The 21189-nt window shown below is 70.3% G+C and carries 17 protein-coding genes; 13 read left to right on the forward strand and 4 right to left on the reverse strand.

Features of this window, described 5'->3' with window-relative positions; genetic code table 11:
• Nucleotides 1-2: 2 nt before the first annotated feature.
• Nucleotides 3-893 (reverse strand): succinate--CoA ligase subunit alpha, encoded by an 891-nt coding sequence (sucD, locus tag K1T34_RS44165; RefSeq protein WP_220240584.1) that lies wholly within the window; start codon nt 891-893, stop codon nt 3-5.
• Between the two features lie 3 nt (nt 894-896).
• On the reverse strand, nt 897-2078 hold the full coding sequence (gene sucC / locus K1T34_RS44170) for an ADP-forming succinate--CoA ligase subunit beta (protein ID WP_220240585.1): 1182 nt from the start codon (nt 2076-2078) through the stop codon (nt 897-899).
• Between the two features lie 325 nt (nt 2079-2403).
• On the opposite strand from sucC, the gene K1T34_RS44175 reads away from it, so the two are divergent.
• The 4 genes from K1T34_RS44175 (at nt 2404) to K1T34_RS44190 (ending at nt 9120) form a co-directional block, all read left to right on the forward strand.
• Nucleotides 2404-4146: a thiamine pyrophosphate-binding protein gene (locus K1T34_RS44175; protein ID WP_220240586.1), complete on the forward strand. Its 1743-nt coding sequence runs from the start codon at nt 2404-2406 to the stop codon at nt 4144-4146.
• A gap of 16 nt (nt 4147-4162) precedes the next feature.
• Nucleotides 4163-5392, forward strand: coding sequence for a formyl-CoA transferase (frc, locus tag K1T34_RS44180; RefSeq protein ID WP_220240587.1), 1230 nt, complete (start codon nt 4163-4165; stop codon nt 5390-5392).
• Between the two features lie 11 nt (nt 5393-5403).
• Nucleotides 5404-7542 (forward strand): acetate--CoA ligase family protein, encoded by a 2139-nt coding sequence (locus tag K1T34_RS44185; protein ID WP_220240588.1) that lies wholly within the window; start codon nt 5404-5406, stop codon nt 7540-7542.
• 174 nt (nt 7543-7716) lie between these two features.
• Nucleotides 7717-9120 carry an OFA family MFS transporter gene (locus K1T34_RS44190; RefSeq protein WP_220240589.1) on the forward strand — a complete coding sequence of 468 codons (1404 nt, stop codon included), beginning with the start codon at nt 7717-7719 and terminating at the stop codon, nt 9118-9120.
• A gap of 60 nt (nt 9121-9180) precedes the next feature.
• On the opposite strand, the gene K1T34_RS44195 is transcribed toward K1T34_RS44190, so the two are convergent.
• Entirely contained in the window at nt 9181-9918 is a 738-nt protein-coding gene (locus K1T34_RS44195; RefSeq protein WP_220240590.1) for a GntR family transcriptional regulator, read from the reverse strand.
• Between the two features lie 293 nt (nt 9919-10211).
• Between K1T34_RS44195 and K1T34_RS44200 the strand changes: the two genes are divergently transcribed.
• The 9 genes from K1T34_RS44200 to K1T34_RS44240 all read left to right on the forward strand — a co-directional run bounded on the left by K1T34_RS44200 (nt 10212) and on the right by K1T34_RS44240 (nt 20372).
• Nucleotides 10212-11198, forward strand: coding sequence for a 2-dehydropantoate 2-reductase (locus tag K1T34_RS44200; protein ID WP_220240591.1), 987 nt, complete (start codon nt 10212-10214; stop codon nt 11196-11198).
• A 31-nt stretch (nt 11199-11229) separates the two neighbouring features.
• On the forward strand, nt 11230-13230 hold the full coding sequence (locus K1T34_RS44205) for a molybdopterin oxidoreductase family protein (RefSeq protein WP_220240592.1): 2001 nt from the start codon (nt 11230-11232) through the stop codon (nt 13228-13230).
• 10 nt (nt 13231-13240) lie between these two features.
• On the forward strand, nt 13241-15022 hold the full coding sequence (locus K1T34_RS44210) for an NAD(P)H-dependent oxidoreductase subunit E (protein ID WP_220240593.1): 1782 nt from the start codon (nt 13241-13243) through the stop codon (nt 15020-15022).
• A complete protein-coding gene (locus tag K1T34_RS44215) occupies nt 15019-15942 on the forward strand; it encodes a 2Fe-2S iron-sulfur cluster-binding protein (RefSeq protein WP_220240594.1) in 924 nt (307 codons plus the stop codon). The genes K1T34_RS44210 and K1T34_RS44215 overlap by 4 nt, the downstream gene beginning before the upstream one ends.
• A gap of 126 nt (nt 15943-16068) precedes the next feature.
• Entirely contained in the window at nt 16069-17154 is a 1086-nt protein-coding gene (locus K1T34_RS44220; protein WP_255638014.1) for an acyl-CoA dehydrogenase family protein, read from the forward strand.
• A 131-nt stretch (nt 17155-17285) separates the two neighbouring features.
• On the forward strand, nt 17286-18254 hold the full coding sequence (locus K1T34_RS44225; RefSeq protein ID WP_220240596.1) for an IS481 family transposase: 969 nt from the start codon (nt 17286-17288) through the stop codon (nt 18252-18254).
• A 126-nt stretch (nt 18255-18380) separates the two neighbouring features.
• The gene (locus tag K1T34_RS44230; RefSeq protein WP_220240597.1) at nt 18381-19208 is read left to right on the forward strand and encodes a hydroxypyruvate isomerase family protein; all 828 of its coding nucleotides are present in this window, start codon (nt 18381-18383) and stop codon (nt 19206-19208) included.
• Nucleotides 19205-20083 (forward strand): 2-hydroxy-3-oxopropionate reductase, encoded by an 879-nt coding sequence (locus tag K1T34_RS44235; protein WP_220240598.1) that lies wholly within the window; start codon nt 19205-19207, stop codon nt 20081-20083. The genes K1T34_RS44230 and K1T34_RS44235 overlap by 4 nt, the downstream gene beginning before the upstream one ends.
• Before the next feature lie 115 nt (nt 20084-20198).
• Complete coding sequence (locus K1T34_RS44240) at nt 20199-20372, forward strand: hypothetical protein (protein WP_220247889.1); 174 nt, start codon at nt 20199-20201, stop codon at nt 20370-20372.
• Here the strand turns inward: K1T34_RS44240 and K1T34_RS44245 are convergent.
• Nucleotides 20369-21187 carry a helix-turn-helix transcriptional regulator gene (locus K1T34_RS44245; protein ID WP_220240599.1) on the reverse strand — a complete coding sequence of 273 codons (819 nt, stop codon included), beginning with the start codon at nt 21185-21187 and terminating at the stop codon, nt 20369-20371. The two genes, K1T34_RS44240 and K1T34_RS44245, sit on opposite strands and share 4 nt — an antisense overlap.
• Nucleotides 21188-21189: the final 2 nt, after the last annotated feature.

Here is a 21189-nt window from a genome sequence, read left to right on the forward strand (position 1 = left end):
GGCTACGGCGTTCCCGCGAGGACCTCGCGCACCAGCCGCGCGGTCTCGCTCGGGGTCCGGCCGACACGGATGCCCGCCGCCTCCAGCGCCGCCTTCTTCGCGACGGCCGTGCCCGCGGAGCCGGAGACGATCGCGCCGGCGTGGCCCATCGTCTTGCCCTCCGGCGCGGTGAACCCGGCGACGTAGCCGACGACGGGCTTGCTCACGTTCGCCTTCACGAAGGCGGCCGCGCGTTCTTCGGCGTCGCCGCCGATCTCGCCGATCAGCACGATCACGTCGGTCTCCGGGTCCTTCTCGAAGGCCTCGACCGCGTCGATGTGCGTAGTCCCGATCACCGGGTCGCCGCCGATGCCGACGCAGGTGGAGAAGCCGATGTCGCGCAGTTCGTGCATGAGCTGGTAGGTGAGCGTGCCCGACTTCGACACCAGCCCGATGCGGCCGGGCCCCGTGATGTCGGCCGGGATGATGCCGGCGTTGGACAGGCCGGGGGAGACGATGCCAGGGCAGTTGGGGCCGATGATCCGCGTCTTGCCGCCCTTGGCCACGGCGTGCGCCCAGAACACCGCCGAGTCGTGCACCGGCACTCCCTCGGTGATGACCACGGCCAGGCCGATCTCGGCATCGACGGCCTCGATGACCGCGTCCTTCACGAACGGCGGCGGCACGAACAGCACCACCACGTCGGCGCCGGTCTCGGCCATCGCGTCGGCGACGCTGCCGAACACGGGCAGCTCGTGCTCGCCGACCGCCACCTTCTGGCCGGCCTTGCGCGGGTTCACGCCGCCGACCACGTTCGTGCCCGCGGCGAGCATCCGCTTGGTGTGCTTCATGCCCTCGGCGCCGGTCATGCCCGACACGACGACACGGCTGTTCTCGTCCAGGAAGATCGCCACTTCTCAGGCCTCCGCGCTAGCAGTAACGGTCGCGAGCTTGGCCGCCTCGCGGGCGGCGTCGTCCATGGTCTCCACCACGGTCACGAGCGGGTGGCCGGCTTCCGCGAGGATGCGCCGTCCCTCGGCCACGTTGTTGCCGTCGAGGCGCACGACGAGCGGTTTCGTCGCGCGGTCGCCGAGGATCCCCAGCGCCTGCACGATGCCGTCGGCCACGGCGTCGCACGCGGTGATGCCGCCAAAGACGTTCACGAAGACGCTGCGCACGTCGGGGTCGCCGAGGATCACGCCGAGCCCGGCCGACATGATCCCGGCCGACGCGCCGCCGCCGATGTCGAGGAAGTTCGCCGGTCCTCGCGCGCCCAGCTCGGCGGCCGCGGCCGCGACGACGTCCAATGTGGACATCACCAGGCCGGCGCCGTTGCCGATCACGCCGATGTCGCCGTCGAGCTTCACGTAGTTGAGCCCCTGCTCGGCGGCTTCGCGCTCCAGCGGGTCACCGGCGTCCGGGTCGGCGAACGCCGCGTGGTCGGTGTGGCGGAACTCGGCGTTGGCGTCGAGCGTGACCTTGCCGTCGAGCGCGATCACCGCGCCGCCCTTGGTGCGGGCCAACGGGTTGACCTCGACGAGGGTGGCGTCTTCGGCGACGAAGACCTCCCACAGCCGCACCAGCGCGTCGGCGATGTCGTCGGCCACCTCGGCCGGGAACTGCGCCGCGGCGACGATCTCGGCCGCCTTGGCGCGGTCCACGCCCGTCAGCGCGTCGACCGGCACCTTGGCCAGCGCCTCGGGCCGGGTCGCCGCGACCTCTTCGATCTCCATGCCGCCGGCCACCGACGCCATGGCGAGGAACGTCCGCTCCGCGCGGTCGAGCAGGTAGGACACGTAGTACTCCTCGGCGATCTCGCTCGCCTCGGTCACCAGCACCTTGTGCACGGTGTGGCCCTTGATGTCCATGCCCAGGATGTCGTCGCCGACCTGTTCCGCGTCGTCCGGCGTGGCCGCGAGCTTGACGCCACCGGCCTTACCGCGGCCGCCGGTCTTCACCTGGGCCTTCACCACGACGGTGCCGCCGATCACCACGGCGGCCGCGCGCGCTTCTTCCGGGCTCGTGGCGACGCGGCCGCGGGGGACCGGTACGCCGTGCGAGGAGAACAGCTCGCGCGCCTCGTGTTCGAAGAGATCCATCTGAGTCCTTCCTGGCGGGCCCGGGTGGGCCGCGAACGGGACTGGGGAGGAAAAGGGCCGTCCGGCGTGGCGTCATCCGCAGCGGCTCCGGCGAAAAAAAACCTCCGGACAAACCTGCGGATGGCCCTGGACAGCGGGTCGCTCGGAGAGTAATTCTAATGCCTACCTCATACGGTATGCAATCTACAGTTTTCGGTGAAGGTGCCGCTGACCTGGAGGGATGCCCTCGCCGCGGCTGTGGACCGACGGCAGTGCAGACCGGGGAGCGCACCGGAACGAGCGCCCGGATCAGAGAGGTCCGGCGTGAGACCAGAGGAGTTGAGCAATGGCGCCAACCACGACCGGCCAGAACGTCGACAAGGACCGGGCCGCCCCTGCGACGAACGGCGGCCAGCCGGCTCCGGACACGATCTCCGGCGGGCACCTGGTGGCCAAGGCGCTCAAGGCGGAGGGCGTCGACACGATCTTCACGCTGTGCGGCGGGCACATCATCGACATCTACGACGGCTGCGTCGACGAGGGCATCAACGTCATCGACGTACGCCACGAGCAGGTCGCCGCGCACGCGGCCGACGGTTACGCGCGCATCACCGGCCGGCCCGGCTGCGCGGTCGTCACCGCGGGCCCGGGCACCACGGACGCGGTGACGGGTGTGGCCAACGCCCTGCGCGCGGAGAGCCCGATGCTGCTGATCGGCGGTCAAGGCGCGCTGAGCCAGCACAAGATGGGCTCACTGCAGGACCTCCCGCACGTGGACATGATGAACCCGATCACCAAGTTCGCCGCGACCGTGCCCTCGACCGCCCGCGCGGCCGACCTCGTGTCGATGGCGTTCCGCGAAGCCTTGGCGGGCGCGCCCGGCCCGGCGTTCCTGGAGATCCCGCGCGACGTGCTCGACGCCCGCGTGCCGCTGTCGGCCGCACGGATCCCCGAGGCGGGCCGCTACCGCGCGTCCACCCGCAGCGCCGGCGACCCGGCCGACATCGAACGCCTCGCCGACCTGCTCGTGCACGCGAAGAAGCCGGTGATCCTCCTCGGCAGCCAGGTCTGGACCACCCGGGCGGCCGAGCCGGCGGCGGAACTCGTGCGCACGTTGAACATCCCCGCGTACATGAACGGCGCGGGCCGCGGCACCCTGCCGCCGGGCGACCCGCACCACTTCCAGCTCTCGCGCCGCTACGCGTTCGACAACGCCGACGTGATCGTGATCGTCGGGACGCCGTTCGACTTCCGCATGGGCTACGGCAAGCGGCTTTCGCCCGAGGCCACGGTGGTGCAGATCGACCTCGACTACAAGACCGTCGGCAAGAACCGCGACATCGACCTCGGCCTCGTCGGCGACGCCGGCCAGATCCTCGCCGGGGTGTCGCAGGCCGCGTCGGGCCGCGTCGACAACGGCGCGCCGGCCCGCAAGCCGTGGCTGGAAGAACTGCGCACCGTGGAGGAGAAGGCGAAGGAGAAGCGCCTGCCGCAGCAGCACTCCGACGCGAACCCGATCCACCCGTACCGGCTCGTGCACGAGATCAACGAGTTCCTCACCGAGGACTCGATCTACATCGGCGACGGCGGCGACATCGTCACCTTCTCCGGCCAGGTCGTGCAGCCGAAGTCGCCGGGCCACTGGATGGACCCGGGCCCGCTCGGCACCCTCGGCGTCGGCATCCCGTTCGTGATGGCCGCCAAGCACGCCCGTCCGGACAAGGAGGTCGTCGCGCTCTTCGGCGACGGCGCGTTCTCCCTCACCGGCTGGGACTTCGAGACGCTGGTGCGGTTCAACCTGCCGTTCGTCGGGATCGTCGGCAACAACTCGTCGATGAACCAGATCCGCTACGGCCAGGCGCAGAAGTACGGCCTGGCGCGCGAGCGCATCGGCAACACCCTGGGCGACGTCCCCTACGACCAGTTCGCCCGCATGCTCGGCGGCTACGGCGAAGAGGTCCGCGACCCCAAGGACATCGCGCCGGCGCTGCAGCGCGCCCGCGAGTCGGGCAAGCCGTCGCTGATCAACGTCTGGGTCGACCCGGACGCGTACGCCCCCGGAACCATGAACCAGACGATGTACAAGTAGTCGGGAGGCAGGAAAAATGGGAAAGGCACTTGAGGGCGTCCGCGTCCTCGACATGACCCATGTCCAGTCGGGACCGTCGTCGACCCAGATCCTCGCCTGGCTCGGCGCGGACGTGATCAAGGTGGAGACGCCGGGACGCGGTGACATCACGCGCGGCCAGCTGCGGGACCTGCCCGGAGTGGACAGTCTCTACTTCACGATGCTGAACGGGAACAAGCGCAGCATCACGCTCAACATGAAAAGCGAAGAGGGCAAGGAGATCTTCACCAAGCTGGTGTCCGGTGTGGACATCCTCGTGGAGAACTTCGGTCCCGGTGTGGTCGACCGCTTCGGCTTCTCCTGGGAGAAGCTGCAGGAGATCAACGAGGGCCTCATCTATGCCTCCATCAAGGGCTTCGGGCCGGGCCGCTACGCCGACTTCAAGGCCTACGAGGTCATCGCGCAGGCCATGGGCGGCTCGATGAGCACCACCGGCTTCGAGGAGGGCCCGCCCACCGCGACCGGTGCGCAGATCGGCGACTCCGGCACCGGCATCCACCTCGTGGCCGCGATGCTCGCCGCGCTCTACCAGCGCACGAACACCGGCCGCGGGCAGCGGGTGCAGGTGGCCATGCAGGACGCCGTGCTCAACCTCTGCCGCGTCAAGCTGCGCGACCAGCAGCGCCTGGCGCACGGCCCGCTCGGCGAGTACCCCAACGACGTGTTCGGCGACGAGGTGCCGCGCTCGGGCAACGCCTCCGGCGGTGGCCAGCCCGGCTGGGCGGTGCGGTGCGCGCCCGGCGGCCCGAACGACTACATCTACGTGATCATCCAGCCGGTCGGCTGGCAGCCGCTCACCGAGCTGCTGGGCCAGCCCGAGCTCGCCGAGGACCCCGAGTGGGCCACGCCCGAGGCCCGGCTGTCCAAACTGGACAAGGTGTTCGCGCTCGTGGAGCAGTGGACCGAGCGCCACACCAAGTGGGAGGTCATGGAGAAGCTCAACGCCCACAACATCCCGTGCGGCCCGATCCTGTCCACGAAGGAGCTCATCGAGGACGAGACGCTGGCCGAGCTGGGCACCGTGGTCGAGATCGACCACCCCGAGCGCGGGAAGTTCAAGACCGTGGGCTGCCCGCTCAAGCTGTCCGACTCCCCGGTGGACATCGGCCGTTCGCCGCTGCTGGGCGAGCACAACGGCGAGGTGCTGAGCGAGCTCGGCTACGCCACCGACGACCTCGAGCGGCTGCGCACCGCAGGCGTGATCTAAGGAGATTCTGGATGACCACGGGAACCGGCCGCGAAGCGGTCGAGAAGATCCTGGCACAGGCGGCGGCCGAGGGCCGGTCGTCGCTCACCGCCCCTGAAGGCCGCGCGGTCTGCGAGGCCTACGACATCCCCACCCCGCAGGAGCGTCTCGCGACTTCGGCCGACGAGGCCGTGGCGCAGGCGCGGGAGATCGGCCTGCCGGTGGTGCTGAAGATCGTGTCGCCCGACATCCTGCACAAGACCGAGGCCGGCGGCGTGCTCGTCGGCCTGCGCACGGCCGAGCAGGTGGCCGACGGGTACGCCACGATCCTGGCCAACGCCAAGGCCTACAACGCCGAGGCGAGCATCATCGGCGTGCAGGTGCAGCAGATGCTGACCACGGGGCAGGAGGTCATCATCGGGTCGGTCACCGACCAGACCTTCGGCAAGATCGTGGCCTTCGGCCTCGGCGGCGTGCTCGTCGAGGTGCTCAAGGACGTGACCTTCCGGCTGGCCCCGACCAGCGAGGACGAGGCACTGTCCATGGTGGACGGTATTGCCGCGGCGGAGGTGCTCAATGGCGTGCGCGGCAGCGAGCCGGTTGACAAGAAGGCCCTGACGGCCATCATCCACAACCTTTCGCAGCTGGTCAGCGACTTCCCGCAGCTCGCGGAGGTCGACCTCAACCCGGTGCTCGCCACGGCCGACGGCGCGACCGCGGTCGACGTGCGCATCCTGGTCGACCCGGACGCGGCGAAGGAGCCGGTGCGGTTCACGCAGGAGGAGATCCTCGCGTCGATGAACCGGATCATGAAGCCGGCCGCCATCGCGGTGATCGGGGCTTCGGCCGAGGCCGGCAAGATCGGCAACTCGGTCATGAAGAACCTCGTCAACGGCGGCTACGCGGGCGAGATCTACCCGATCAACCCCAAGGCGTCGGAGATCCTCGACCGCAAGGCGTACGCGAGCATCTCCGACGTACCCGGAGACGTGGACGTCGCGGTGTTCGCCATCCCGGCGAAGTTCGTGGCGGCCGCGCTGGAAGAGGCCGGGGCGAAGGGCGTGGCCGGGGCGATCCTGATCCCGTCCGGGTTCGGCGAGACCGGCAACATCGAGCTGCAGAACGAGGTCGTCGCGATCGCGCGCAAGCACGGCGTGCGCGTCCTCGGCCCCAACATCTACGGCTACTACTACACACCCGAAAACCTGTCGGCGACGTTCTGCACGCCGTACGACGTCAAGGGCGGTGTCGCGCTCTCCTCGCAGAGCGGCGGCATCGGCATGGCGATCCTGGGCTTCAGCCGCTCGGCGGGCATGGGTGTGTCGTCCATCGTGGGCGTGGGCAACAAGGCGGACATCGACGAGGACGACCTGCTCACCTTCTTCGAGCACGACGAGAATACCCAGCTCGTCGCGATGCACCTCGAAGACCTCAAGGACGGCCGCTCGTTCGCCGAGACCGCCAAGCGCGTGTCGGCGAAGAAGCCGGTGGTCGTGCTCAAGGCCGGGCGCACCTCCCAGGGCGCCAAGGCGGCGAGCTCGCACACCGGAGCGCTGGCCGGCAACGACAAGGTCTACGACGACATCCTGCGCCAGAGCGGCGTGATCCGGGCCCCGGGGCTCAACGACATGCTCGAGTACGCCCGCGGCATCCCGCTGCTGCCCACGCCGCAGGGTGAGAACGTCGTGATCATCACCGGTGCCGGCGGCTCGGGCGTGCTGCTGTCCGACGCCTGTGTGGACAACGGTCTGTCGCTGATGGAGATCCCCGGCGACCTCGACGAGGCGTTCCGGAAGTTCATCCCGCCGTTCGGCGCGGCCGGCAACCCGGTGGACATCACGGGTGGCGAGCCGCCGTCGACCTACCGGAACACGATCGCTCTCGGCCTTTCGGACGAGCGCATCCACTCCTTGATTCTCGGCTACTGGCACACGATCGTCACGCCGCCGATGGTGTTCGCCGAGCTCGTGGTGGACGTGGTCGAGGAGTTCCGCCGCAAGGGGATCCACAAGCCGGTGGTGGCGTCGCTCTCGGGCGATGTCGAGGTGGAGCAGGCGAGCGACCACCTCTACGCCAACGGGATCGTCGCCTACCCGTACACGACCGAGAAGCCCGTGGCGGTGCTCGGTGCCAAGTACCGCTGGGCGCGGTCGGCCGGACTGCTCGGCTGATCACTTCCGGCGAGAGGGAAGGAGGCGTATCTTGCCGGACACCTAGCCGTCGGCCAAGCGGGGGACACGAGCACACGCACGAAGCGCCGGGCGCGCGCGGTCGCGCCCGGCGGGGGGCAAGGAGCCACCCCACTCAGAGGGAACCGAAGTCAACGTTGACGAAAGAGAACTCTCATGACCGCAGCCTTACCGACGTACCAGGAGATCGTCGACGACAACGGACGCAAGTACCGGATCGGTGAGAGTCCCAGAGACATCATGGGCCGCTCACGCGCATTCATGGTCTGGCTGCCGTGGGTCGCCATGATGGCGGTGAGTGTGTTCGAGTACGGCTGGGGAGCCGTCGAAGGCACACTCGAAGACAAATACGGCTGGTCGCTGTCGGACGCGTTCTGGCTGGCCAGCATCTGGGCCGTGTTCCAGGCCGGGGTCGCGTTCCCGGCCGGGCGGCTGCGCGAGAAGAACATCGTCTCGGCGAAGACCGCCATGCTGTTCGGCGCGCTCTTCTCCGGGATCGGCTACTTCACCATCGCGCACAGTGGGAACCTGGTGCTCGCCTTCATCGGGTACTCCGCGCTCGGCGGCACCGGCGCAGGACTGGTCTACGCCACCTGTATCAACATGGTCGGCAAGTGGTACCCCGAGAAGCGCGGTGCGCGCACCGGCTTCGTGAACGGCGGCTTCGCCTACGGTTCGGTGCCGTTCATCTACCTGTTCAGCGCCTTCCTCGGCCACGAGAACCTGACCATCACGCTCGACGCCATCGGCCTCTACATGCTGCTGGTCGTCGGGATCTGCGGGTTCCTGTTCAAGGACCCGCCGAAGAACTGGTGGCCCGCGGAGGTCGACCCCATCGCGTGGCTGAAGGGAAAGGCGACGGGCAGCGCCAAGAGCCTGGAGAAGAACCCACCCGCCGTCCGGCAGTTCACGCCGATGGAGGCGATCAAGACCGGCATGCTCCCGCTGATGTGGGTCACGCTGATCGTGATCGGCGGCGTGTCGTTGTTCGGCATCAACTTCCAGGTGCCGTTCGCCGAGGAGAGCCACTTCGGTGCGTTCGTCGCGGCGTCCTCGGCGGGCATCCTCGCGATCGTCAACGGCGTCGGCCGCGGCCTGGTCGGCTGGGCGTCGGACCGGATCGGCCGCAAGGCCACCCTGTTCTGGGTCCTGGTGATCGCGGCGGTCGCGCAGTTCGGCGTGATGTGGTCGGGCAACACGCACAGCCTGTTCTGGTTCATGGTGTTCGCGGTCCTGACCGGATTCGGCAGTGGCGCGTTCTACCCGCTGTTCGCCGCGCTCGTGCCGGACTACTTCGGTGAGAACCACAACGCCACGAACTACGGCCTCGTCTACAGCGCCAAGCTCATCGGCGGTGTCGGCGGTGGTGGTCTCGCCGCGGGCGTGATCGCGGCGTGGGGCTACACCGGTGCCTACGTCCTGGCCGGTTGCATCGCGTTGCTGTCGGCCTTCATGGTGCTGTTCCTGCGCCAGCCGGGCCGCCGCAGCGGCCCGACCGCCTCGGAGCAGACCGGCGTGGTCGCACAGGCCTCACCGGCCGCCGGGACCGCCGGCAGCTGACGCCTGCCGGGGTTTTCGGTACAGGGCCCGGGAGTGAGGGGGCGGCTGACGCCCGCCCCCTCACTCCCGGGCTGCTTCGGGCCGCTCGTGGAACGCCCGGCGCGTGCGTTCCGTGTGGTGGGCCATGATCTTCTCCGCCTTATCGACCTCGTGCGCCGCGACGGCCTCGATCAGCTCGGCGTGCTCGTGCCAGGCGTCGTGGCCGCGGGGCCGGGCGATCGGCGTGTAGTACCAGCGCACGCGGCGGTCGACGAGCCCGATCAGCTCGGCCAGCACGGCGTTGCCGGTCAGCTCGGTGAGGAACGAGTGCAGGTCGGCGTTGGCCGAGACCAGGCCCTCGCTGTCGTCGGCGGCGAGGGCTTCGAGGCCGGCGTTCTGCAGCTCCCACAGCCGGGCCACGTCCGCCTCGGTCGCGCACGCGGCGGCCAGCCGGGCGGAGTGGGTCTCGAGCACCGCGCGAACACCGAGCAGCTGGTCGGCCTCCTCGTCGGTGGGCATGTGCACGAACGCGCCCTGCGCGGGCCGCAGGTCGACCCAGCCCTCGGTCTGCAGGCGCTGCAGCGCTTCGCGTACCGGCTGACGGCTCACGCCGAGGTACTCCGCCAAGTCGGCCTCGACGAGGTGCTGCCCGGGCTCGAGCGTGCGGTTGATGATGAGCTCGGCCAGCGCGTCGTACACGACCTGGCGCAGCGGCGCCGGCCGCTCCACACGCTGGGCGGACTTCGCCGCGAGGGACCCCTTGGCCGTTCGCCGACCGGTGGGCCCGCGCTCGGGCAGGGGAGAGGCGGGCTGGGTCACGGGGCACCTCTGGTCTGAGTAGACGCGGTCCGCGGGAACGCGGGGAAACCGCGGGATTTCGTGGAGCTGATCCGAGAATACAGGTTTTGGTATGCAAAATCCCAACTCTTCACTCTGTGGCCTGGATCTCACCCGAAGTGGATCAATCGGACGGGCGTGAAATGACAATCAGTATCGGGTCCGCCTGCTCCGGCCGGGTGTCATCGGCGAATTCCATCACCGGATCCTGGTGCCTGAGCGCGTCTCGGGATACTGTATGCAATCGCTGTGTTCGACCGAGCGGGAGGCACACCATGCGGGTTGCTGTTCTGGGCGCGGGCGCGATCGGCGCCTACGTGGGTGCGGCTATGCACCGAGGCGGCACCGAGGTCCATCTGGTCGCGCGCAAGGCGCACCTCGAGGCGATGCGCGAACACGGAGTGCGGGTGCTCAGTCCCCGCGGAGACTTCACCGCGCGTCCCCACGTCACCGACGACCCGGCCGAGATCGGCCCGGTCGACTTCGTTTTCCTCGGGCTCAAAGCCCATTCCTACCCGAGCAGCGGTGAGCTGCTCGAACCACTGCTGGGCCCGGACACCGCGCTCGTCGCGGCGCAGAACGGCATCCCGTGGTGGTACTTCCACGGCCTGGCCGGACATCCGCTGGAGGGCCACCGGGTCGAGACCGTCGACCCGGACGGCGAGACCAGCCGGGTGATGGCGGTCGAGCGCGCCATCGGGTGCGTCGTCTACTGCTCCACCGTAATCGAGGAGCCGGGCGTGATCCGGCACCTCGAGGGCACGCGGTTCTCCCTCGGCGAGCCGGCGGGCGGGGTCTCACCCCGCTGCGTCGCGCTGTCCGAGGCGATGATCGAGGGCGGCCTCAAGGCGCCCGTCGAGCCCAACCTGCGCGACGACATCTGGGTCAAGCTCATGGGCAACGTCGCCTTCAACCCGTTGAGCGCGCTGACCCGGGCGACGATGGCGCAGATGTGCGAGCACGAGGACACGCGCGAGCTCGTGGCCACGATGATGACCGAGACCCTCGCGATCGCCCGGGCCGCGGGGGCGGATCCCCAGGTCTCCGTGGAGAAGCGGATCGACGGCGCCTGGCGCGTCGGCCACCACAAGACGTCGATGCTGCAGGACCTCGAGGCCGGCAAGCCGCTGGAGATCGACGCCATCATCGGCGCCGTCGTCGAGCTGGCCGAGCTCACCGGGGTGCCCGCACCCGCGCTGCGCCACGTGCACGCGGCCATCGGCTTGCTGAACCGGACGGCCACCGCCGTGCCGGTCGGCTGACACCCATCCCACCACCTCCTGGAGGCAGAAGATGAAGCGCAGGAAGGACACCACGCCGTACACCCGGCTGACGGAGCCGCTGGTGCGGGACTCCGGTGTGCTGCGGCCGGCGACGTGGGAAGAGGCGCTCGACCGCGCCGCCGCGGGGTTCCGGCGCACGCTGGATACGAAGGGCCCCGAGGGCTTCGGCATGTTCTCCTGCGCGCGGTCCACGAACGAAATGAACTATGTGGCCCAGAAGTTCACCCGCGCGGTGATGGGCACGAACAACGTCGACTCGTGCAACCGGACCTGCCACGCGCCCAGCGTGGCGGGTCTGGCGCGGGTGTTCGACAGCGGTGGCGGCACGTCGTCGTACGCGGAGATCGAAGACTCCGACGTGATCGTGATCTGGGGCGGCAACCCGCGCGAGGCGCACCCGATCTTCTTCCAGCACGTGCTCAAGGCCGTCCACAAGGGAGCGAAGCTCTTCGTGGTGGACCCGCGCCAGACGAGCACGGCGAAGTGGGCGCACCGGCAGCTGCAGCTGGAGGTCGGGACCGACATCCCGCTCGCCAACGCGATCGCGCGGGAGATCATCCACTCCGGACTGGCCAACACCACGTTCATCGAGCGGGCCACGGAGGGCTACGAAGAGTTCGCCGCCTCCGTGGAGCCGTGGACGCTCGAGGTCGCCGAGCAGGTCACGAAGGTGCCGGCCGAGCTCATCAAGGAGCTGGCCCACACCTACGCGCGCGCCGACCGCGGGCAGATGTCGTGGACGCTGGGCATCACCGAACACCACAACGGCACCGACAACGTGCTGTCGCTGATCAACCTGTCGCTGCTGGCCGGGCAGGTCGGGCGCTACGGCGCCGGGCTGAACCCGTTGCGCGGGCAGAACAACGTGCAGGGCGGCGGCGACATGGGCGCGATCCCGGACCGGATGCCCGGGTTCCAGGACATCCTCGACCCGGCCGTGCGCGCGAAGTTCGACGAGGCGTGGGGCTCGCACATCCCGCCGTACAAGGGCAAGAACCTCACGCAGATGCTCGAGGCGATGGAGGACGGCCTGATCACCTGCGTGTACGTGATCGGGGAGAACCCGGTGCAGTCCGAGGCCGACTGCGAGCACACGATCAAGCGCCTGTCGAACATCGAGCACCTGGTGGTGCAGGACATCTTCCTCACCAAGACCGCGCAGCTCGCCGACGTGGTGCTGCCCGCGTCGGCCGCGTGGTGCGAGAGCGACGGCACCTTCACCAACAGCGAGCGGCGCGTGCAGCGCGTGCGCAAAGCGGTGAACCCGCCGGCCGGCGCGCGCGACGACATCGAGGTGATCTCGGAGCTCGCCCGCCGCCTCGGGCACGACTGGCACTACAGCGGCGACGACGGCCGTGAGGTGTGGGACGAGCTGCGGTCGCTCTCGCCGATCCACACCGGCATGAGCTACGAGCGCCTCGAGGAGCTCGGCGGCATCCAGTGGCCGTGCTACAGCGAGGACACACTGGAGCCGTCGTTCCTGCACGCCCGCCTGTGGGCCGAGGACCCGGCCGAGCGCGGCCGGCCGGCGCCGTTCACCGTGCTGCGCCACAGCCCGCCGGTCGACGTGCTCGACGACGAGTTCCCGTTGCGGCTCACCACGGGCCGGCGGCTCGATTCGTACAACACCGGTGTGCAGTCCGGCGGGTTCCCGTCGCCGCGCCGGCGCGGCGAGACGCTCGACCTGTGCTCGGCCGACGCCGCGCAGCTGGGTGTGGTGGAGGATGAAATGGTGCAGATTTCCTCGCGGCGAGGCGCGATCGTCGCGCCGGTGCGGATCGACGAGGGGCTGCGCCCCGGCCTGGCGTTCATGACGTTCCACTTCCCGGACGAGGTCGACGTCAACGTGATCACCATCGAGGCGACGGATCCGGTGGCGGGCACGGCGGAGTACAAGGCTGCCGCTATCCGGGTGGATAAATTGTCTTCGGGGGGTCCAGGGGGGCTTGCCCCCCGGCTGGGGTCTGGGGCTCGGCCCCAGAAGACACAGTTCGACGCGGTCGCGGGCTGAGGGGGCGGGCATGGATCTTCAGTTCCTCGACGCGAAGGCCACCTTCGAAGAACGCGCGGCCGTGGACGCGTTGCCCGAGGGTGCGGCGCGAGACCAGTTGCTGCCCGCGCTGCACGCCGTGAACGACCGCGTGGGCTGGATCAGCCAGGGCGCGCTGAACTACATCTGCGAGCAGCTGCACGTGCCGCCGGCCGACGCGTACGGCGTGGCGAGCTTCTACTCGCTGTTCTCTCTCACCGAGCGGCCGGAGCGCGTGGTGCACGTGTGCACCGACCTCGCGTGCCGGGTCAACGGGGCCGACACGGTGTGCGACACGCTCACCGAGCACGTCGGCCCCGCGGGCAAGGCACGCGGCGGTGTGACGTGGCTGCGCAGCCCGTGCCTGGGTGTGTGCGAGAAGGCGCCCGCGGCGCTGGCGTTCGAGGCCGGCGACCCGGCGGGCAGCGAGCTGCTCGCGCCCGCCACCGGAGCGGAGGTGGTGCTCGCCGCTGGCCGCTCTCCGGCTACGGAGGAGGGCGCCGCGCCGGTGCTGCACCAGACGGATCGGGAGTCGCTCAAGCTGCTGCACCGGATCGGAGCTGTCGACCCGGAAAGCCTCGACGACTACCGCGCCACCGGCGGCTACGCGGCGCTGCGCAACGCGTTGCAGCTCGGCCCGAACGGCGTGATCCGCGAGGTCACCGACTCCGGGCTGATGGGCCGCGGCGGCGCCGCTTTCCCGACCGGGCGCAAGTGGGAGGGCGCCGCGCGCCAGCCCGCTCTGCCGCACTACCTGGTGTGCAACGCGGACGAGAGCGAGCCCGGCACGTTCAAGGACCGCGTGCTGCTGGAGGGCGACCCGTTCGCGCTGGTCGAGGCGATGACCATCGCCGGGTTCGCGACCGGCGCCACCCTCGGCTACCTGTACCTGCGAGGCGAGTACCCGCGGGCGCGCCGGCTCGTGCAGAACGCGATCGACGTCGCCCGCGAGCGCGGGTTCCTCGGCACCGACATCATGGGCCACGAGGGGTTCTCGTTCGACATCGAGATCCGCCGCGGCGCCGGTGCCTACATCTGCGGCGAGGAAACGGCGATCTTCAACTCGATCGAGGGCTTCCGCGGGGAGCCGAGGTCGAAGCCGCCGTTCCCGACCGAGCAGGGCCTGTTCGGCAAGCCGACGGTGGTGAACAACGTCGAGACGCTGGTCAACGTGCCGCTGATCCTCACCTCCGGCTACGCGGCGTACCGGGAGATCGGCACGGAGAAATCGGCTGGGCCCAAGCTGTTCTGCCTGTCCGGCAACGTGCGCAAGCCCGGCGTGTACGAGGTCCCGTTCGGCACCACGCTGCGCGAGCTGCTGGAGCTGGCCGGGGGAGTGCCGGAAGGCCGCGAGCTGCGGGCGGTGCTGCTGGGCGGCGCGGCCGGCGGGTTCGTGCGGCCCGACGAGCTCGACCTGCCGCTGACGATGGAGGACGCGCGCGCCGCCGGCACCACGCTCGGCTCCGGCGTCGTCCTGGCGCTGGACGACAAAGCCGACCTCGGCGGGTTCCTGCTGCGCATCGCGTCGTTCTTCCGCGACGAGTCGTGCGGGCAGTGCGTGCCCTGCCGGATCGGGACGGTCCGGCAGGAGGAGGCGGTGAGCCGCATCGTCGGCGGCCGCAAACTGAGTACCGGTGCGGACGATCTGGCGCTGCTGCGGGAGGTCGGGCAGGTGATGCGGGACTCGTCGATCTGCGGGCTGGGGCAGACGGCGTGGAACGCGATCGAGTCGGCCGTCGAGCGGCTGGGTGCGTTGGACGGAGCGGAGTCATGACGATCGTCGAACTGGGTCTGCCGAAGCGCCTCGTCGAGTTCACTGTGGACGGTCAGGCCGTCAGTGTGCCCGAGGGTGCCACGATTCTCGACGCCTGCTCGGCGGTGGGGAAGGAGATCCCCACGCTGTGCTACGGCGACACGCTCAAGCCCGCCAACGCGTGCCGCGTGTGCATGGTGGAGGTCGAGGGCTCGCGGACCCTGGTGCCTTCGTGCTCGCGCAAGGCGGAGCCGGGCATGGTCGTGCACACGGATTCCGAGCGCACGCGGACCAGCCGCAAGGTGGTGCTGGAACTGCTCGGGTCGGCGACGGACCTGTCGACCACGCCCGGCGTCGCCGAATGGATGGCGGAGGCGGGCGCCGACCCCGAGCGGTTCGGCCCGCCGGCGCCGCCTTCCGACGATCGCGACGACGCGCTGCCGGGCGAGCACGAGCCCGTCGACGGTCTCACCGCGGCCACCGTGCGTCAGCCGGTCAAGGTGGACAACGCGCTCTACGTGCGGGACTACGGCAAGTGCATCCTGTGCTACAAGTGCGTGGACGCGTGCGGTGACCAGTGGCAGAACTCGTTCGCGATCTCCGTGGCCGGGCGTGGGTTCGGTGCGCGGATCTCCACGGAGTTCTCGACGCCGCTGCCCGACAGCGCGTGTGTCTACTGTGGAAACTGCGTCGAGGTCTGTCCCACGGGCGCGCTCAGCTTCAAGGCCGAGCACGACAAACGCGAGGACGGCACCTGGGACGAGTCCGCCCAGACGGAAACCACGACCGTGTGCACGTTCTGCGGGGTCGGCTGCAACCTCACCCTGCACGTGCAGGACAACGAGATCGTGAAGGTCACCAGCCCGCACGACAGCTCCGTGACCCACGGAAACCTCTGCATCAAGGGCCGCTTCGGCTGGCAGCACGTGCAGAACACCTGAGGGCGATCCCGGACCGCCTTCCCTCGGACCCGCCGTCTCCCGTCCCGGCCGCCTTCACCGCGGACGTGCGGGACGGCGGGTCCCGCGCGCTCTTTTCCTTGCGGCAAACCCCGAACGAAGGGGGCAATGGTGCCTTCTGTCGAAGAAATCTCCCGAACCGTGGCCACAACCGTCGCGCCGGCCGCGGCCGAGGCCGACCGGCTCGCGCGGTTCCCACGCGCGGCGGTGGCCGCGTTGAGTCGCAAGGGTGTGCTCGCGATGACGGCGTCGCGGCGCCTCGGTGGCGGTGGCCACGGGCTGGCGGAAGCCGCGCGGGTGGTCGAGGTGGTGGCGCGTTCGTGCGCGAGCACGGCCACGGTGCTGCGTTCGCACTTCGCGGCCGTCGCGGTGCTGGAGGCGCACGCCGACCAGTCCGTGCGCGCGGACCTCGCCGCGGGCCGCCACCTCAGCACGCTGGCGCTGTCCGACGCGGCGCCGGGCAGCCGGCTGCTCGCGCCCGACGGCGTGGCCAGTGCCCACGGCGGGGTCGTCGACCTGGCGGGCCGGAAGGCGGGTGTGATCGCGGCGGGCGAGGCCGACAGCTACGTGTGGTCGACCCGGCCGGCGAGAGGCCGGGGCGCCGCGACGCTGTGGTTCGTGCCCGGTCACGCGCCGGGCTTGTTCGTGCCCGCTTCGGGCGGCGGCCTGGGGTTGCGGGCGTCCGCGGCCACCACCGTGTGTGCGGATCCCGTGCAGCTGCCCGAAAACACGATCCTCGGACGAGACGGTGACGGCGCCGAGGTGGTGCTGGATCTGGCGCTGCCGTGGTTTCTCGGTCTCGGCGCGGTCGTCGCGCTGGGGCTCGCGGAGGCGGCGATCGAGCGGGTCGCCGCGGGTGGTACCGGCGCGGCGCGCACGGAGCTGGCGCGGATGCGCCTGCGGGCTTCGACCGTGCGGGTGCTGGCCGCTGACGCGTTCGCGACGTACAGCTGGGACCCCGCCCACGCCCTGGCGAAGTTCTTCCACCTCTGGCTGTCCGCGGGGGAAGCCGTCACGGCCATCACCGAGGCGGCGCTGCGACTGTCCTCGGCCTATCCCGGCGACGCCGTGCTCGAACGGTGCTTCCGCGACGCACGGGCGCACTGTGCGCTGGAGCCGACCGTCGACACCGTGGTGGACCTCGCGGCCCGCGTCGACGGTGCCGCGGTGCCGGAACTGCACTCCGCTCTTTAACTGCGTGCCCTCTAGCTGTAGTGACTATGGACGTTGTTGACGGTTGAGCGGCGCGTTGGCTTGATCATGACGAAGACCTCCGTGTGGGGTGTTGGTGTCTGACGCCATCACCGATCACAACGGAGGTCTTCGTGTTCCACCGTAATGCTCGCCTGACCCTGCACGGGCGTCGGTTGCTGGTCGAGCGTGTCCGGGCTGGCCGCCCGGTCGCGCACGTCGTCGCCGAGCTGGGCATTTCCCGCGCAACGGGCTACAAGTGGGTCCGCCGCTACGCCCGTGACGGTGACGCCGGCCTGGCCGACCGTTCCAGCCGGCCGCATCACTCACCCCGGCGAACCCATACCCAGACCGAGCGGCAGATCCTGCAGCTACGCCACGACCGCCGGCTCGGCCCAGCCCGCATCGCCGGCATCCTCGACCTGCACGCCTCGACCGTGCACCGAGTCTTGACCCGCCACCACCAGCCGAAACTGGCCTGGCTGGACCGCCCCACCGGCCAGCCGATCCGCCGCTACGAACGCGACCGCCCCGGCGAACTCGTCCACGTCGACGTCAAGAAACTCGGCCGACTGCGCGAAGGCGGCGGATGGCGCGCCCACGGACGCGACAGCGACATCCACCGCGCCACCCGCAACGCAGCCCGCGTCGGCTACGAGTACGTGCACTGCGCCATCGACGACCACACCCGCATCGCCTACGCCGAAATCCACCCCGACGAAACCGCCACCACCTGCGCCGGATTCCTCACCCGTGCCGCCAGCGCACTCGCCGACATGGGCATCGACCGGATCGAACGCGTCATGACCGACAACGCCTTGGCCTACCGCCGCTCCCACGCCTGGCGCGACGCCCTCACCGACATCGGCGCCCAAGCCCGCTTCACCCGCCGCTACCGACCACAAACCAACGGCAAAGCCGAACGCTTCAACCGCACCCTCGCCGAAGAATGGGCCTACGCCCAACCCTTCACCAACTCACACCACCGAGCCGAAGCACTGCCCGGATTTCTCCACCACTACAACCACCACCGCAGCCACACCGCCCTCGGCGGCCAACCACCCATCACCCGCGTCAACAACCTCACAGGGCACTACATCTAGCGGCGTGCGCTCCGACCCGTGGCCGTTGACCGCGTGCCAGTCGGGCGACTAGTCTCGATATACGGAAGAAGTATTCCGCAATGCGAAATGACGAGGTCAGAGCAATCCGATGAGCCGAGGTATCCGATGACCGGTCCCGCCGGGGTGCGGCACTCGCTGCCCTACACCGCCAACCTGTCGATCCTGTTCACCGAGCTCCCGCTGCTCGAGCGCGCGCAGGCCGCTCGGGCAGCGGGCTTCACCGCGGTCGAGTACTGGTGGCCGTTCGACAGCGCCGACCCGCGGCCGGTCGAGGTCGAGAAGTTCGTGCGCTCCATCGAGCAGGCCGGCGTGCGGCTGACCGGGCTCAACCTGTACGCGGGCGACATGGCCGCGGGCGAGCGCGGGCTCGTGTCGTGGGTCGGGCGCGAGGCCGAGTTCGCGGTGAGCCTGACGATCGCGATCGGGATCGCGGACCGGCTTGGCTGCCGCAGCTTCAACGCGCTGTACGGCAACCGGCTCGACGGCGTCGCACCGTCCGAACAGGACACGCTGGCGCTGGAGCACCTGGCCACGGCCGCGGAGGCGGCGGGCAAGATCGGGGCTCAGATCGTGCTCGAGCCGCTGTCGGGCACGCCGGCATACCCACTGAAGACGGCGGCCGACGCCGTCGCGGTGGCCGACCGGCTGGGGCTGGACAACGTGCTGCTGCTCGCGGACCTCTACCACCTGGCGGTGAACGGCGACGACCTCGACTCCGTGATCGCCGGGTACACCCCGCGCACCGGGCACGTGCAGATCGCCGACGCGCCGGGCCGGCACCAGCCGGGCACGGGGGAGCTGGACCTCGAGGGACACCTGGAAAAGCTGGAGGCGGCGGGCTACCGCGGGCACGTGGGGATCGAGTACAAACCGGACGGTCCCACGCTCGCGTCGCTGGCCTGGCTGCCGGAAGAGCGAAGGGGAGACAAATGAGCAAGGTGGGATTCATCGGCCTGGGCGTGATGGGCACGCCGATGGCCGCGCACCTGGCCGGTGCGGGACACGACGTGAGCGGTTTCGACCTGAGCGCCGACGCGCTGGCGAAGCTGACCGCCGCGGGCGGGCGCGCGGCGTCCGACGTGGCCGACGCGGTGGCCGAGGCGGACGTGGTCGTCACGATGCTGCCCGACCACCCGCAGGTCGAGCAGGTGGTGCTGGCGGCGGGCGGGGTCCTCGACGTCGTCAAGCCGGGCACGCTGCTGGCCGACATGAGCACCATCCGGCCGGAGACCTCGATCGCCGTCGCGAAGGCCGGTGGCGCCAAGGGGATCCGGGTGCTCGACGCGCCGGTCTCCGGCGGCCAGGCGGGCGCGGAGCAGGCCGCACTGTCCATCATGGTCGGTGGCGAGACTGAGGACTTCGAGGCGGCCAAGCCGATCTTCGAGGTGCTCGGCAAGACGATCGTCCACGTGGGACCCCACGGCGCGGGCCAAGTCGTGAAGGCCGCCAACCAGCTCGTGGTCGGCGGCATCTACGGGCTGGTCGCCGAGGCGATCGTGCTGCTGGAAGCGTCCGGGGTGGACGCCGGCACCGGGCTCGACGTGCTGGCGGGCGGGCTCGCCGGCAGCCGGATCCTGGAGCTCAAGCGCAAGTCGATGGTCGCGCGGCAGTTCCAGCCGGGCTTCCGGATCGACCTGCACCACAAGGACATGGGCATCGCGCTCGCGGCCGCGCGCCAGGCCGACGTCGCCCTGCCGCTGACCGGGCTGGTCGCCCAGCTCGTGGCCGCGGGGCGCGCCATGGGCCACGGCTCGCTGGACCACTCGGCGCTGCTGAAGGTCGTCGAAGAGCTCTCCGGACGCGACTGACGAGGAGACACGGCCGGGTGGTCGCGCACGACGGGCAACGTCGGCGTCGCGTTCGGCTCCCCGGCGCGGACAACGTGAAGATCATGGCGGCCCCCGCAGCTGCTCCGGCACCCGTGTGGTCGACCCAGGCGAGATCCGGCTGGTGCTCGTCGAGATCGTGATCGAGCGCGAGGCCAACGCGGCGATGGGCGCGGCGCTCGGCGCGGTGAAGGTGTTCGAGAGCGCGAGCTGTGCTTCTGCCGCGGGCGGGTCCGGGTGTGCGGGACCAGCCTGCGGCAGTGCCTTCTAATTGCTGTCGACGAGGTTGGCCAGCGACGCGAGCGTTTCGGCGTGGCGGCTGCCCGGGACGGCGTGGAAGACCACCAGCGACAGCGCGTCCGGGCCGGGGAGGGTGAGCTTGTCGCTGTGCAGGTCGAGGGGGCCGGCGGCCGGGTGGCGGAAGCGGGCGAGGTGGCCGGTGCGGGGCTTGATGTCGTGGCGGGACCGCAGTTCGTGGAAGCGCTCGCTCTTCGCGGAGAGCTCGGTGACGAGTTCGGTGGCGGCGGGGTCGCCGACGTCGCGGCCGAGCGAGGCGCGCAGGCCGCCCACGCCGTCGGCCGTCATCTCGTCCCAGTCCACGCGGAAGTCCTGCTCGGCGGGGTCGAGAAACACTTCGCGCAGGAGGTTGTGCCCGGGTGCGTAGCGGGGCGAGAGTGCGGTGGCGATGGCGTTGGCGGCGAGGACGTTGGTCAGGCGGTCCTGCACGTACGCCGGCGTGGCCGGCCAGGTGCCGATCAGCTCGGCGATGCTCGGCGGCACCACCGGAGCCGGCCCGACGGCCGTGGTGGCCGCGGGCGCGGGCGCGGTGAGGCTGTGGAGGTGGTTCGTGGCGTCGTCGTCGAGGCCCAGCACGCGGGCCAGCGCGTCGAGGACCTGCGCGGACGGGTTCTGGTCGCGGTCCTGCTCGAGGCGCATGTAGTAGTCGCTGCTGATCCCGGCCAGCAGCGCCAGCTCCTCGCGGCGCAGGCCGCGCACGCGCCGCCGCCCGCCGGCGGGCAGGCCGACGTCTTCGGGCGACACGAGCTGGCGCCGCGCCCGGAGGTAGTCGCCGAGGAGGTTGTCCACGC

Source organism: Amycolatopsis sp. DSM 110486, assembly GCF_019468465.1.
GTDB lineage: Bacteria > Actinomycetota > Actinomycetes > Mycobacteriales > Pseudonocardiaceae > Amycolatopsis.